General features: G+C 39.0%; 10 protein-coding genes and 3 pseudogenes. 6 read left to right on the top strand and 7 right to left on the bottom strand.

What is annotated here, in order from left to right:
- Nucleotides 1-26: 26 nt before the first annotated feature.
- The 4 genes from FTV13_RS12190 to FTV13_RS15895 all read left to right on the top strand — a co-directional run bounded on the left by FTV13_RS12190 (nt 27) and on the right by FTV13_RS15895 (nt 4,470).
- Nucleotides 27-908, top strand: coding sequence for a CopD family protein (locus FTV13_RS12190; protein ID WP_046206362.1), 882 nt, complete (start codon nt 27-29; stop codon nt 906-908).
- Between the two features lie 463 nt (nt 909-1,371).
- The gene (locus tag FTV13_RS12185; RefSeq protein WP_004679365.1) at nt 1,372-1,566 is read left to right on the top strand and encodes a heavy-metal-associated domain-containing protein; all 195 of its coding nucleotides are present in this window, start codon (nt 1,372-1,374) and stop codon (nt 1,564-1,566) included.
- 176 nt (nt 1,567-1,742) lie between these two features.
- Complete coding sequence (locus FTV13_RS12180) at nt 1,743-4,220, top strand: heavy metal translocating P-type ATPase (RefSeq protein ID WP_159153670.1); 2,478 nt, start codon at nt 1,743-1,745, stop codon at nt 4,218-4,220.
- A 124-nt stretch (nt 4,221-4,344) separates the two neighbouring features.
- Entirely contained in the window at nt 4,345-4,470 is a 126-nt protein-coding gene (locus FTV13_RS15895) for a YHYH domain-containing protein (protein WP_094148905.1), read from the top strand.
- A 44-nt stretch (nt 4,471-4,514) separates the two neighbouring features.
- Here FTV13_RS15895 and FTV13_RS12170 read toward each other — a convergent pair whose 3' ends face one another.
- Nucleotides 4,515-4,781, bottom strand: coding sequence for a metal/formaldehyde-sensitive transcriptional repressor (locus FTV13_RS12170; protein ID WP_005006352.1), 267 nt, complete (start codon nt 4,779-4,781; stop codon nt 4,515-4,517).
- An 80-nt stretch (nt 4,782-4,861) separates the two neighbouring features.
- Here FTV13_RS12170 and dmeF point away from each other — a divergent pair.
- Nucleotides 4,862-5,764, top strand: a pseudogene (gene dmeF, locus FTV13_RS12165) (CDF family Co(II)/Ni(II) efflux transporter DmeF); the annotation flags it as partial.
- A gap of 128 nt (nt 5,765-5,892) precedes the next feature.
- Nucleotides 5,893-5,994: pseudogene (locus FTV13_RS15890) on the top strand (TetR family transcriptional regulator); the annotation flags it as partial.
- A 76-nt stretch (nt 5,995-6,070) separates the two neighbouring features.
- Here FTV13_RS15890 and FTV13_RS12160 read toward each other — a convergent pair.
- From FTV13_RS12160 to FTV13_RS12140, 6 genes and pseudogenes are all read right to left on the bottom strand, one after another.
- Complete coding sequence (locus FTV13_RS12160; protein ID WP_004281236.1) at nt 6,071-6,685, bottom strand: thiol:disulfide interchange protein DsbA/DsbL; 615 nt, start codon at nt 6,683-6,685, stop codon at nt 6,071-6,073.
- A 177-nt stretch (nt 6,686-6,862) separates the two neighbouring features.
- Nucleotides 6,863-6,984 (bottom strand): annotated as a pseudogene (locus FTV13_RS15885) (cation transporter); the annotation flags it as partial.
- Between the two features lie 547 nt (nt 6,985-7,531).
- Nucleotides 7,532-8,107: a recombinase family protein gene (locus tag FTV13_RS12155; protein ID WP_075316580.1), complete on the bottom strand. Its 576-nt coding sequence runs from the start codon at nt 8,105-8,107 to the stop codon at nt 7,532-7,534.
- Nucleotides 8,108-8,293: 186 nt separating this feature from the next.
- The gene (locus FTV13_RS12150) at nt 8,294-9,193 is read right to left on the bottom strand and encodes a cation diffusion facilitator family transporter (RefSeq protein WP_005028603.1); all 900 of its coding nucleotides are present in this window, start codon (nt 9,191-9,193) and stop codon (nt 8,294-8,296) included.
- Nucleotides 9,194-9,279: 86 nt separating this feature from the next.
- Nucleotides 9,280-12,420, bottom strand: a complete 3,141-nt coding sequence (locus FTV13_RS12145; RefSeq protein WP_178319486.1) for an efflux RND transporter permease subunit — start codon at nt 12,418-12,420, stop codon at nt 9,280-9,282.
- Nucleotides 12,410-13,639, bottom strand: coding sequence for an efflux RND transporter periplasmic adaptor subunit (locus FTV13_RS12140; protein ID WP_016658777.1), 1,230 nt, complete (start codon nt 13,637-13,639; stop codon nt 12,410-12,412). Before FTV13_RS12140 ends, FTV13_RS12145 begins: the two co-directional genes overlap by 11 nt.
- Nucleotide 13,640: the final 1 nt, after the last annotated feature.

The following is a 13,640-nucleotide window of genomic DNA, read 5'->3' as shown; positions in this document are numbered from 1 at the left end:
ATGTTGTTCTAGAATGGACAAAAATAATGATTTCTGAATATTGGATGTGGGCCACTTGGTTAACTAAGGTTATTTTATATTTAAGTGTAGCTTTTGTCGTTGGTGGAGCCTTTTGCTATTTTTTACTTAGACAATATCTTGAACTAAAAGAATCGATTCTTAAATATATTACAATTGGCGCTGGATTAGGCCTAATTTCCAGTACCTTGGGATTTTTTATTCTGATTGGTAGTTTTGCCAATACTGGTATTACAGGGATGGTGGACCCCACGTATATTAATATATTGGTTAATACTCCGACGGGGTATATATACGTTCTTCGTTCTATTAGTTTTGCTCTTTTACTTCTTCTCATGGTGGTTAAACTTAACAGGAACAAAGGTCATTTTTCTATAATTGAAAGTTCAATATTTTGTATTTTACTTATCCCGATTATTTTTAGTTTTTCCCAGCTCGGACATGTCGCTAATTTAACCTTACTTGCTCAAATTTTATTATCAATCCATATTCTAGTTATGTCGTTATGGATGGGGTCTTTATATCCGTTATGGAAAACCAGCCGGGAAATAAGTGGTTTACCTTTAAAAGATCGCATGCATGTATTTGGACGTATTGCTGCTTTCATTGTTGGGATATTAATCGCCTGTGGCGCTAGTGTAGCTCTTCTTTTAATTAAAGATTTTAATACCTTAATCAATACTGCATATGGCTATGGTTTCATGGTTAAAATGTTTTTTGTTATAGGTATTCTACTTTTAGCTGCCTTCAACAAATGGTATTTCACCCCGCATCTTCAACATCCTAAATTTGCTAAACACCTTAGTCATGCCATTTTATTTGAGATGTTATTAGGTCTATCAATTCTATTAACAACAGGCTATATAACCACTGTCGTGGGTATTGAATAAGAGAATTTCAAAATAAGGTTATTGAGGAAATTTAACATTAGTACTTTTATCTTTTGTAGCTGAGCAATAAAGTTTCTACTGGACTGCCAGCTTACGACAATCAGAACAGTAAAATCGCATCATAAGGCATTTATATATTAAAGGTAGTCACCGGTTTTTAGCTTCAATCCATAAGAGTCTCATCTATTCAGTTCACTACTATTGATTGAAATAACTATCTTATAAATTTCAAAGTGATCGTAGATGACAAAAATTTCATTTTTAAGTCACGTTAATGTTGGTTAAGTACTTTTACTGTAGTCATTAGAACGCTATGCTTTAGAATACTCTGATGAAAACTATGGATGTAAACAGACCAAGTTACAGCAAGAAACTGATTCAGAGAAAGGCTGGTTGTATGGTGAAAGTTTAGAGTTACTGTTCTAATGGTTTAAACAAATATTTTGTTAAAAAGGAGCAACATATGAAATTTCACATCGCTAATATGACTTGTGGTGGTTGTGCACGAGGCATTACTACTGCAATTAAAGAGCTCGACTCGAATGCATCACTCGATATTGATTTACAAAACCGTATCGTTGAAATCAACACAACGGTTAGTCAGGATAAAGTCATTGCCACTCTCGGTGATCGTGGATTTACAGCTGAGCCTGCTTAATCTCTGTTAGAGTAAAGTGGTAATCCCTTATCACTTTACTTACTCTTGTTTTTCTCATCGTACAGATAAAATCTGTACTTGCTTGCAATAAAAGTGCTGCCTGAATTCCCAATTATCTTGGTTCGAGCTGATCTTCGCATATAGAACTCAGCATATCTAAATGATAGAGATCGTATATGAGTACCAAAATGACTGATACGCCACACTACAGTGAAACATTAGAGATTGAGGGGATGACATGTGCTTCTTGTGTAGGCCGTGTGGAAAAAGCTTTAAAATCTGTTGAGGGTGTTGAATCGGCTCATGTAAATCTGGCTACCGAAAAAGCAGTCATTTATACGCATCAACCACTTGATCGCGCTACTTTAATTAAAGCCGTAGAAAAAGCAGGCTACGAAGTGGAAGTATTGCAACCGATAGAGCTTACGATAGAGGGTATGTCATGTGCTTCTTGTGTAGGTCGAGTAGAAAAGGCTTTAAAATCTGTTGAAGGAGTTGAGTCGGCTCATGTAAATCTGGCTACTGAAAAAGCGACTATTCAGGCAAGCTCATCTGTCACTCGTGACTCGTTAATTCAGGCTGTCACCAAAGCAGGGTTTGAAGCAAAGTCAGTTCATCAAACTACGGAAAGCTTTCAAGATAAAAAGAATATTGAATTAGAAAAACTTAAAAAAGATTTAATTTTGTCAGTCTTATTGACTCTACCCGTTTTTATTTTAGAAATGGGATCACACCTGATTCCCGCCTTTCATACGTTTATGATGGATAACATTGGCCAACAAAATAGCTGGTTAATGCAATTTTTCTTGACCACAGTAGCATTAATTTTTCCAGGCCGACGCTTCTTCAAAAAGGGCATCCCAAGTTTATTCCGCTTAGCACCAGACATGAATTCCTTGGTGGCTGTAGGAACATTGGCTGCTTATCTTTATTCAGTGGTTGCTACTTTCTTTCCAAGTGTCCTGCCACAAGGCACGGTCAATGTTTATTATGAAGCTGCAGCGGTTATTATCACTTTAATTCTATTAGGTAGATTTTTTGAAGCCAAGGCAAAAGGCCGAACGTCTTTAGCAATTCAACATCTAGTTGGAATGCAGCCTAAAGTTGCCAGAATACAGCTCAATAATCAGGTGATAGAAGTTCCGATTGCCGAAGTTCAAACAGGAACGATTGTAGAGATTAGACCAGGTGAGCGTATCCCTGTCGATGGTGAAGTTATTCACGGCCAAAGTTTTATTGATGAATCCATGATTACTGGCGAGCCTATGCCCGTTGAAAAAACGATAGGCTCTACTGTGGTAGGAGGAACAATTAACCAAAGTGGCAGCTTAAATATCAAAGCCACCTCTGTTGGTAGTTCATCAGTGCTTTCTCAAATCATCCGAATGGTTGAACAGGCACAGGGTTCCAAGCTGCCTATTCAGGCATTGGTTGATAAAATTACCATGTGGTTTGTACCTGTAGTAATGGGTCTCTCTCTTTTAACTTTTCTTACGTGGTTTATCCTCGGCCCTGAACCAGCCCTAACTTTTAGTTTAGTGAACGCGGTTGCTGTACTCATTATTGCATGTCCTTGTGCGATGGGACTTGCAACGCCTACATCAATCATGGTGGGAACTGGGCGGGGTGCTGAAATGGGGGTTTTATTTCGTAAAGGTGAAGCTTTACAGCTGCTCAAAGAAACTAAAGTGGTTGCAGTTGATAAAACAGGGACTCTGACTGAAGGGAAACCAATTTTAACCGATCTGCATGTCTTAGAAGGTTTTGAATACAATACCGTACTTTCACTGATGGCAGCCGTTGAATCAAAGTCTGAGCACCCTATTGCTCGAGCAATTGTACAAGCCGCTATAGATAAGGAATTAATCCTGTCTCCTGTTGCTGATTTTAAATCAGTGACCGGCTACGGAATAGAAGCGAAGGTTTCTGAGCATTTGGTTCATATTGGTGCAGATCGATATATGGAAAAACTAGGTTTGAATCCTACTGTTTTTTCTCAATTTTCGGATCGTTTGGGAGAAGAAGGAAAAACCCCTCTCTATGTTGCGATTGACCAGAAACTTGCTGCCATTATTGCTGTAGCAGATCCAATTAAAGAATCAACATTTGCTGCAATTGAAGCGTTACATCAGTTAGGTTTAAAGGTTGCCATGATTACAGGTGATAACCGTCATACAGCTCAAGCGATTGCAAAAAAACTAGGTATTGATGAGGTTATTGCAGAAGTCTTACCAGAAGGTAAAATAGAGGCCGTTAAAAAATTAAAAAATCAATATGGTAAACTCGCATATGTTGGAGATGGCATTAATGATGCCCCTGCACTTGCAGAAGCAGATATTGGTTTAGCAATAGGTACAGGTACAGACGTAGCTATTGAAGCTGCTGATGTGGTTTTGATGTCTGGCAACCTGAAAGGAGTGCCAAATGCTATCGCTTTAAGCAAAGCGACTATAACCAATATTCGTGAAAATTTATTTTGGGCATTTGTTTACAATGCAGCTCTGATTCCTATTGCAGCAGGTGTACTTTATCCGCAATTTGGACTGCTACTTTCTCCTGTATTTGCTGCTGGTGCAATGGCTCTCTCGTCAATATTTGTACTAGGAAATGCTTTACGATTAAAACGTTTTAAAGCCCCCCTTGCAATTATTTAACCATTTTTTATATACATTTAAAGTTTTGTTGGCTTTACTTTATATATTTGGAAATAGTCTAAGCCATGTTAGCTTTTATTAAATATCATACAGTTGATATTCTAATTATTTGAGAGGGATTAAGATGAAAAGAATTTTATTAATATGCTTTATAGGCATGTCATTTACCTATGCGAATGCTCATTCTGGGGGAACGAACTCACAGGGTTGTCATACCAACAGTAAAACTGGTGATTACCACTGTCATTAATAGGTGCGCACACAGTTTTTTATTTAAAAGACTGTGCTTTAAAGTTATAAGTAGCGTTTAACTAAAGCTAAAAATTCATTTAGTTCTTTTTCCTTTATTTTCTCAGTATCACCGAGTACATGTTCTCTAAGATGAAGTTCTATTAACTCATTCATTAAGCCATTTATCGCACCTTTAATTGCTGCAACTTGCTGTAATACCTCAATACAAGAATTTTCAGAATTTAAAATATTCTGTTCAAGGGCATTAGTTTGACCTTGAATTCGTCTAATCCGATTTAAAATTTTTTTGTTCTGATTTAAGTGAGATATACTATTCAACCTCAAGAACATATACTATGGGGGAGTATTAATTGTGGTGCAATAAAATGTAATATCTAAATAATGTTAAAAGTGACCATTCGCATCAATTTGACGAAGGAAATCCTTTAGCACAAAAGAAAATTTTAATCGCAACCATCCTCACTGGTGTAATGATGGTGTTTGAAATTTTTGGAGGATGGTTCTTTAATTCCATGGCTTTATTGGCTGATGGATGGCATATGAGTTCTCATATGTTGGCATTGGGCTTAGCTTATTTTGCCTATAAAATGGCTCGAAAATATGCTCGTGATCAGAGATTCTGTTTCGGTACATGGAAGATAGAAATCTTAGCTGGATATTCGAGTGCCATTTTATTGATGGTTGTTGCTGTATTCATGGGTGTTCAATCGATAGAACGTTTATTCAATCCTGTGAATATTCACTACAACGAGGCAATTTCAATTGCGATTGTTGGCTTGATCGTTAATTTTATTTGTGCCTGGTTACTACGTGAAAATGGTCACCACCACGATCATCATCACTCTCATGATGACCATGACTTAAACCAGAAAGCCGCTTTTCTTCATGTAGTAGCAGATGCAGTAACTTCTGTATTAGCGATTATTGCACTTTTCGCAGGGAAGTATTTTGGATGGGATTTTTTAGATGCAATTCTAGGGATCGTAGGTGCAGTGCTTGTAGCACAATGGTCTTGGGGATTGATTAGAGAAACAGGTAAAACATTGCTTGATGCAGAGATGGAACATCCTGTAGTAAAGGAGATTCAGGAAGTTGTAGAGGAATTAGATAACCAAATTACGATTACTGATCTGCATGTCTGGAAAGTAGGTAGAAGTAAATTTTCATGTATTTTATCCCTAAATACAGTTAATGACTCCTTAACAGCAGAGGTAGTTCGTAAAGCTTTGTCAATTCATGAAGAGATTGTTCATATTTCTGTTGAAATTAACAAGAATTTCCATGTTGTTTAAATTAATATTTATTCCTTTTAAACTTTATCAGTCTATTTATGTAAATCTTAGATTAGAATTTGTTTGTTGTAGAGCGTCGGGGCGCCTCGGCAATTCTGCGTGTTGAAATAGAAAGGAAAATTCATTACTTTAAAGCGCAAAGCGTGTTGCAGATGCAGCTCTTATTCCGAGGAATTTTACACTGGTATCGCCCGCCGATAGAAACACCAGATCCGGCAGTCAGGACGTAAATAACCATTCCTCCAGTTTAAATAAAAAAACCTGCAGATTCGATGCAGGTTTTTTTTAGAGATAATCAATCGCGTCTTATTTGGCTTTACGCTCTTTCTCGATCAGGTAATTCACCACCTGAATGACTTTGGCATCATTACCCTGCACAATATATTTACCATTCACGGTCACTGCCGGAACACCACTTAACTGATACTGAGCAGCCAGATTTTTGGCTTGGGCAATTTTCGAAGTGATCGGGAAAGATTTATAAGTGCTGTTAAATTTCGCTTCAGGAATACCATAGCGGGTATAGAACTTGGCCAATTGCGCCTGTTCTAAAATTGGACGTTGCTTATCATGAATATCATGGAATAATTGTAAATGTGCTTTTTGACGCACACCCAATGCTTCAGACACATAATAAGCACGCGCTGCCTGCTCCCAGAGTGGATTCATTGCAGCCGGCGTACGTACAAAACGTACATCTTTTGGTAATTTTTTCAACCAGCCCTGCATATGTGGTTCAAGCGCGAAACAGTGACCACAGCCGTACCAGAAGAATTCACGTACCTCAATTCTGCCCGGTTTTTCGACTTTGACTGGTTTTGCAACCACCTGATAGTCCTGACCTGCCACAAAATTGGCCATAGCATTGCCTGAAAAGGCCAAAACAGATGCGGCAACAGCTCCTAAAAGGAATTTTTTCATTCGGATTATCGTCCTCTAAATCATTATGCTTAGTGTATGGGTTCACTATAAATCAATTATGCCGGTTCCGTTTTCATGCTGCGAACTTTTGTGCTATCAGAACCGATACATTAAAGTATGCGACTGATTTTAAGTCAGTTAATATGGCCATTCGACCGCTATGTGTTTTTAGATAATCACAAAAGTTAAACTTTGAGTAATAAAAACGGTTATAATTTCTACGATTAAAACGTAGTGGTCAAACCTACAGTAAATATTAGCTTCTTACTATTCTCTTCAGTAACAGCCGCGTGGCTATGATAATTGCTGGAATTTACAACATAGAACTGAGCAAAAAATGATTTATGAAAGGTTTATTAAATTAAATAAATTATTTATATAGTTAAAATTCACCTGATAAATCACTTTTTAATTTAAATTACTATGTTAATTATTTGTTAATTATTTCTAAATTTTTCTCTAAGAAACGGAGTCCCCCATCAGCAAAACTACTGGTTGAAAAAACTATAGTAAAAATAACTAAAATAATCTTCATGTACATATTATTGAATCTGATCATATCTTGGACCAAAAAAATCTTTACTTATAATAATGAGTAAATATATACATCCGAATGACGACAAAATTACAAACTTGTAATTTTGTTAAGGTTTGTTCTCAAAAAAATAAATTAATACTATTTTAAAAAAGATAAATCGTTGCTGAAAAAGCTAGATTGCAATCGAGTTAATTAATTATAAATCAAAAACTTATATTGTATAAAATTAGTAACTCTTTGCTTTCTGCACTTATTATTTAATCAACGTTTCACGATTTTCATAAGATAAATAATTATAGTCGCCAATTTCAACTGAGTTCCTCTCCGGCTTTTAAATAGCGGTATACCGCTTGGCGGCTAATTCCAAATGCCTGGCCTAATGCCATTTTTGAAGGATACTGCCCTTCCTTCCATGCTTGTCGCAAAGCTTCAGCTTTATCAGGCTTCAATTTATGTACCCGGCCTTTGTACTTCCCTTGAACAGAGGCGAGTTTAATTCCTTCCTTTTGCCTTTCCAGAATGATTTCACGTTCAAATTGCGCAAAAGCACCCATCAGTTGCAGCATCAAATTATCCATCGGCGTGGATTGGGCAGTAAAAGTAATATTCTCTTTTACAAACTGGATAGCGATCCCTCTTTTGACCAGTTTATCTACTTCAGTGACCAAATCTTTTAGACTTCGTGCAAAACGATCCATGGAATGTACAATCACCCTGTCCCCTTCCCGGACATAGTTCAACATTTCTTGAAATTTCGGTCGGTCGGTATTTTTACCCGAAGCACGGTCAACAAAAATCCGGTCGACTTCAATTCCCTCAAGTTGACGCCCTGTATTTTGCTCGACCGAACTCACTCGCACATAACCTACTTTTTGGCCTTTCACTCTTTCACGCCCCAATTAGATAAAAATGAACAATTTCGTAAATTATAAATCTTAAATATCAAAGTTACATGTTATATATGGTTAAAAATCATTTAAATGTTACATAGTTTTAAGAACTTTTATATTGTTACTTTAGGGTATACTTTAAAGTTACACAAAACATCTATATGAAGACTAAAGTCCAAATTAGTGTTTATGTTGGTTCAATGTATTACATTTCGTATTTTCTATTTGTAACGTAATTTCAGTAATATTATGATTATGTTTTAGAACTTCTAAGGCCTTTTGATAGAGTTGATCTGTATTGCTATTCGGAGCAACCAAATGAGCAGTTAAATGAATATTTCTTGAGGATATAGCCCAGACTTTCAACTGATGAATCCCTTCAACGCCCTCTAGCTTCAATAAATCATTTCTTAACGACTCAATATCAATCTCATCAGGAACTCCTTCAAGCAGAATATGAATACTTTGTTTTAATAAAATCCAAGTTCGAGGTAAGACCCAGAAGCCAATTAACACAGCGATTACGGTATCAACCCACATCCACTGGGTAAAATAAATAACTATTCCTCCGATAATCACGCCTATCGATCCTAGAGCATCACTAAGAACTTCTAAATATGCACCTTTTATATTTAGACTTCCTTCAGCACTAGCAGAAAGGATTTTCATTGAAATCAAATTTATGACCAAACCAATGACCGCGACAATCATCATTCCAACACTTTGAATTTCAGCAGGATTCGTAAAACGTTGATAAGCTTCATATACAATATATATTGCTACCACAAAAAGCATCACCGCATTAAACAGAGCCGCTAAAATTTCAAATCGCTGATAGCCAAAAGTTCTTTTATCATCTGCGGCTTTTTTACCAATTTTGATAGCGGCAAGAGCAATAGCTAAAGCGGCTACATCAGTAAACATATGAGCTGCATCAGATAACAAAGCCAAACTTTGGGTAATAAAAGCAGCGACAACTTCTACTATTAAAAAAGTAGTCGTTAAACCTAAGGCAACCATTAACTTCTTACTATTTTCTTCAGTAACAACCGCATGGCTATGATCATGATGTTCTGACATAAAATATTTTCCTTATTCTATTTATGATGAGCAGAGATATTGGATAACAGCCAATATCTCTGCTGTAAATCGACTAATCTATTGGATTAAGAAACTTTCTTTTCATTTATCCAACGATAAAGCACGGGTAACAGCACCAAAGTTAGTAATGTTGAAGAGATAATCCCGCCAATCACTACGGTTGCCAGTGGCCGTTGAACCTCAGCCCCTGTTCCGGTTGCCAGCGCCATTGGTACAAAACCCAGTGAAGCCACACAAGCTGTCATCAACACTGGTCTTAAGCGCAAAATAGCCCCTTGCCACACGGCTTTATGCACTGGATATTTGTCCCTTAATTCCTTAATAAAGGTCAGCATTACCAGTCCATTGAGGACTGCAACACCAGATAAGGCAATAAAGCCAATTCCAGCTGACATCGATAATGGAATATCCCTTAGCCAAAGGAACAGCACACCACCGGTCAAGGCAAAGGGTACCCCGGTAAAGACCAATAGACTTTCTTTGACATTGTGAAAGACCGCCATCAGTAAAATAAAGATAGTGATTAAAGCCAGTGGAATCACGATTTGCATCCGTGCTTTGGCTGAAGCCAAATTTTCAAACTGACCGCCATATTCTATCCAATAACCACTTGGCAAAGTGTATGCTTTGAGCTGTGTCTGTACATCAGAAACAAAAGACCCTAAATCACGCCCTTCAACATTCGTTGTAACCACAACTCGGCGTTTACCATTTTCTCGACTGACTTGGTTGATTCCTTCAATGGTCGAGACTTGCGCGACATCCGACAATAAAATACTGCCACCATTTGGAAGCTGAATAGGTAACTGGGAAACAGATGCGACACTACGGTCTTGCTCTCCAAGACGGATAACAAAATCAAAACGACGATCGCCTTCTAAAATCTCTCCCACGCTTTGTCCACCAATACTGGTTGCCACAAGGTCTTGAATTGAACGCACACTCAAACCATATTGTGCAGCCAAAGTTTTATTTACCTCGACATTCAGTAATGGCAAACCTGAGGTCTGCTCAACTTTCACGGCACTGCTACCCGATATTTGCTGAATGATTTTGGAGATTTTAGTCGCCTCAGTATTGAGGACATTCATATCATCACCGAAGATTTTCACACCAACATCACTACGCACACCTGAGATCAATTCATTAAATCGGAGTTCAATCGGTTGTGAAAATTCACTATTATTGCCTGGAATCGTGGCTAAATACGTCACCATACGGCCACGTAATTCATCTAAACTTTCTTTAGGATTTGGCCATTCTGAACGAGGCTTTAACATGATATAGCCATCTGAAATATTGGGTGGCATGACATCTGTTGCAACCTCGGCTGTACCCGTTCTGGCAAATACTGCCTTAATTTCAGGGAAACTCTTTAAAAGAAGTTTTTCAGTATTCTCCTGAATACGTAAAGACTCTACTAAGCCTGTACTTGGTGAACGTAACTGTTGTACCGCAAAGTCTCCTTCACTGAGCTGTGGTGCAAATTCACTGCCGAGTTTGGTACTGATAAATCCCGTAATCACTAATACACACAGTGCAAAAGTCAGCACAACTGCTTTGTATTGATACGAAATATCAAGAGTTTGCTGATATTTAGCTTTTAGCCATAACATCCAACGACTTTCTTTTTCTTGAATATCGCCTTTGACCCACAATGCCACAGCAGCAGGCACAAAGGTGATCGATAAAATAATGGCTGCAACAAGGGCGAGTACCACTGTCAATGCCATCGGATGGAACATTTTTGCTTCCACACCACTTAAAGCAAAAATCGGCAAATACACCACCAAAATAATAAGCTGACCAAAAATAAGAGGACGACGTGCTTGGCGGGCAGCCAGAAAAACTTCCTTAAAGCGTTCACTTTGTGTGAGAGGTCGTTTTAACAGTTGCTGTGTATGGGCTAAACGCCGGATACAGTTTTCGACAATCACCACAGCACCATCGACAATGATGCCGAAATCGAGTGCACCTAAACTCATCAGATTGGCACTGATATTTTTCTGTGCCATCCCGGTTAAGGTAAACAGCATAGAGAGTGGAATGACACAGGCAGTAATCAAGGCAGCACGGATATTCCCTAAAAACAGGAACAGAATGATGATGACCAGGATTGCTCCCTCTACCAAGTTTTTCTGAACGGTTTTAATCGCCTTCTCAACCAAGGTAGTACGGTCGTACACCGTTTCAATCACTACCCCTTTAGGCAAACTATTCTGAATATCTTGAAGCTTGGCATCCACAGCTTTAGAAACAGTCCGGCTATTTCCACCCATCGCCATCATGGCAACCCCTAAAACGGTTTCTTTGCCGTTATAGGTTGCCCCACCGGTTCTTAAATCATGCCCAATAGAGACTTGCGCAATATCACCAACCCGAATTGGGCTGCCATTTGGGCTACCCAGCATGGTGTTCTCAATATCAGAAAGCCCATTGAATGCACCCGGTACACGTACCGTCAGTTGCTGACCATTGTCTTCAATATAACCTGCACCTCGGTTCTCATTATTTTGCGCTAAAGCCTGTTGCAGTTGTTCTAATGAGATATTCAGTTGCTGCATCCGGTTTAAATCGGGAGAGACCACATAGGTTTTTTCAAAACCACCAATACTGTTGACCTCTGCAACTCCCTTAACACGTTGCAGTTGAGGACGCACAATCCAGTCCTGAATCTCACGCAAATCCATCGGCGTGTATGCAGTTCCATCCGGCTTTTTCGCATTCGGATCTGCCTTCAGTACCCATTGATAAATCTCACCGAGACCCGTAGAAACGGGGGACATCGTCGGTGCGATTTGTGCAGGCAACTCAGATTGCGCCTCCTGTATCCGTTGGTTAATCTGCTGACGGGCCCAATAAATATCAGTCCCATCTTTAAAGACAATGGTGACTTGAGAGAGTCCATAACGGGATATGGAACGGGTAAGCTCCAGATCCGGAATGCCAGCCATGGCATTTTCAATGGGATAGGTAATCCGCTGTTCGACTTCAAGCGCAGTAAAACCCTTGGCTTGAGTATTAATCTGGACTTGGGTATTGGTAATATCGGGTACAGCATCAATCGGGAGTTTCTGATAGCTATACACCCCGACCGCAATCCAGGTACAGACAAAGAGCAACACCCAAATCGCATTTTGTATGGAAAACTGAATGATTCGTTCGAATAAACCTTCTGGTTTTGGCAGATCAGAATTAATGTTCATGGCCTGCCTCGTCTTTTTCTAATTCAGATTTCAACAAGAAACTGCCTTGAGCGATATACTTCTGCCCTTCAGTCAGCCCAGAAATCACTTCAAGCCATTGTCCATCACTTGAAGCCTGCCCCAATTGCACTTTCTGTGCTTTTAAGTGGACTTGACCTTTTTGTTCTGAATCTACGATGAAAATACTGTCTTCACCTTCAATACTTTGCAGCGCAGACTTTTGAATCCGAAGGGCTGATTTTGCTGTAGCTTCCGGAATCAACACTCTCACTAGCACATTAGAACGCAACTCAGTAGCTTGCGCATCGAGTTTTGCGCGCACCACCAGACGCCCTGTTTGTACATCTGCCTGAGAGGTTAAGCTTTGTACAGTAGCTTTATAGATTTGATCTGAATCATTCACTTTAAAGTCAATTTTTTGCCCGGCTTGCAGTTGACCTGAGAATTGATTCGGCAAATTAAACTCAAGCCATAAATCTTTCAGCTGTTCAATGACAAAGAGCTGATTAGCCAGTTGCACATTTTCACCGACCACAATATCTTTTTGACTGATCACCCCAGAGATCGGTGCTTTAATCAGAAAACGCCCATTGTTATTGCCACTTGCACCTAATGCATTTAAACGTGCTTGTGAGGACTGGACAGTAATCTGCGCTTGACGGTAGGCATTTTCGGCACGCTGGTAATCCTGTTTGGCAGAAATCCCCTGTGACCAGAGTTGCTGTTCGCGCTGGTAATCTTTACGGGCCAAATCCAGATTCACCTGTGCCATACGCAGATTTGCCTGTTGGTCGATCAGTTCAGGCACGATTAGTACAGCCAGCGTTTGTCCTTTTTGCACGCTCTGTCCTAAAGCCACATTGACCTGCTCGACATGACCACTAAAATTAGGCGATATATGCGCTTGTTGATCGGTATTCACCACCAATTTACCTGGCAGGGTTGTCAGCTTTTCAACCAATCCTGTGGATGCAACAGCAACTTTTAAACCTTGTTCAACCATTTGTTGGCTGGTCAGTTGTATTTCGCCTTCTTCAGCATGTCCTTCTTCAGAACTATCTTCATCAGAATGTTCGGCATTTCCCTCATCATGACCATGCCCCTCAGATTCAGTTTTTTTTGAACTTAACCAAATAACCAGACTGACCAAGACCGTAATCAGAATCAAAATTGCAATCATGAGAGACTGGGATATTTTTCCGTTTTGCTTGGCGTTCATT

The organism is Acinetobacter sp. YH12235, assembly GCF_013417705.1.
Classification (GTDB): Bacteria; Pseudomonadota; Gammaproteobacteria; order Pseudomonadales; family Moraxellaceae; genus Acinetobacter.
This window is presented reverse-complemented; position numbering and strand designations above follow the sequence as displayed.

Bases quoted from the DNA above. Each gene is read 5' to 3' on its own strand.
- FTV13_RS12190 (WP_046206362.1), top strand. From the start codon at position 27: ATGATTTCTGAATATTGGATGTGGGCCACTTGGTTAACTAAGGTTATT.
- FTV13_RS12145 (WP_178319486.1), bottom strand. From the start codon at position 12,420: ATGAACATTAATTCTGATCTGCCAAAACCAGAAGGTTTATTCGAACGA.
- FTV13_RS12150 (WP_005028603.1), bottom strand. From the start codon at position 9,193: ATGTCAGAACATCATGATCATAGCCATGCGGTTGTTACTGAAGAAAAT.
- FTV13_RS15895 (WP_094148905.1), top strand. From the start codon at position 4,345: ATGAAAAGAATTTTATTAATATGCTTTATAGGCATGTCATTTACCTAT.
- FTV13_RS12140 (WP_016658777.1), bottom strand. From the start codon at position 13,639: ATGAACGCCAAGCAAAACGGAAAAATATCCCAGTCTCTCATGATTGCA.
- FTV13_RS12185 (WP_004679365.1), top strand. From the start codon at position 1,372: ATGAAATTTCACATCGCTAATATGACTTGTGGTGGTTGTGCACGAGGC.
- FTV13_RS12180 (WP_159153670.1), top strand. From the start codon at position 1,743: ATGAGTACCAAAATGACTGATACGCCACACTACAGTGAAACATTAGAG.
- FTV13_RS12160 (WP_004281236.1), bottom strand. From the start codon at position 6,685: ATGAAAAAATTCCTTTTAGGAGCTGTTGCCGCATCTGTTTTGGCCTTT.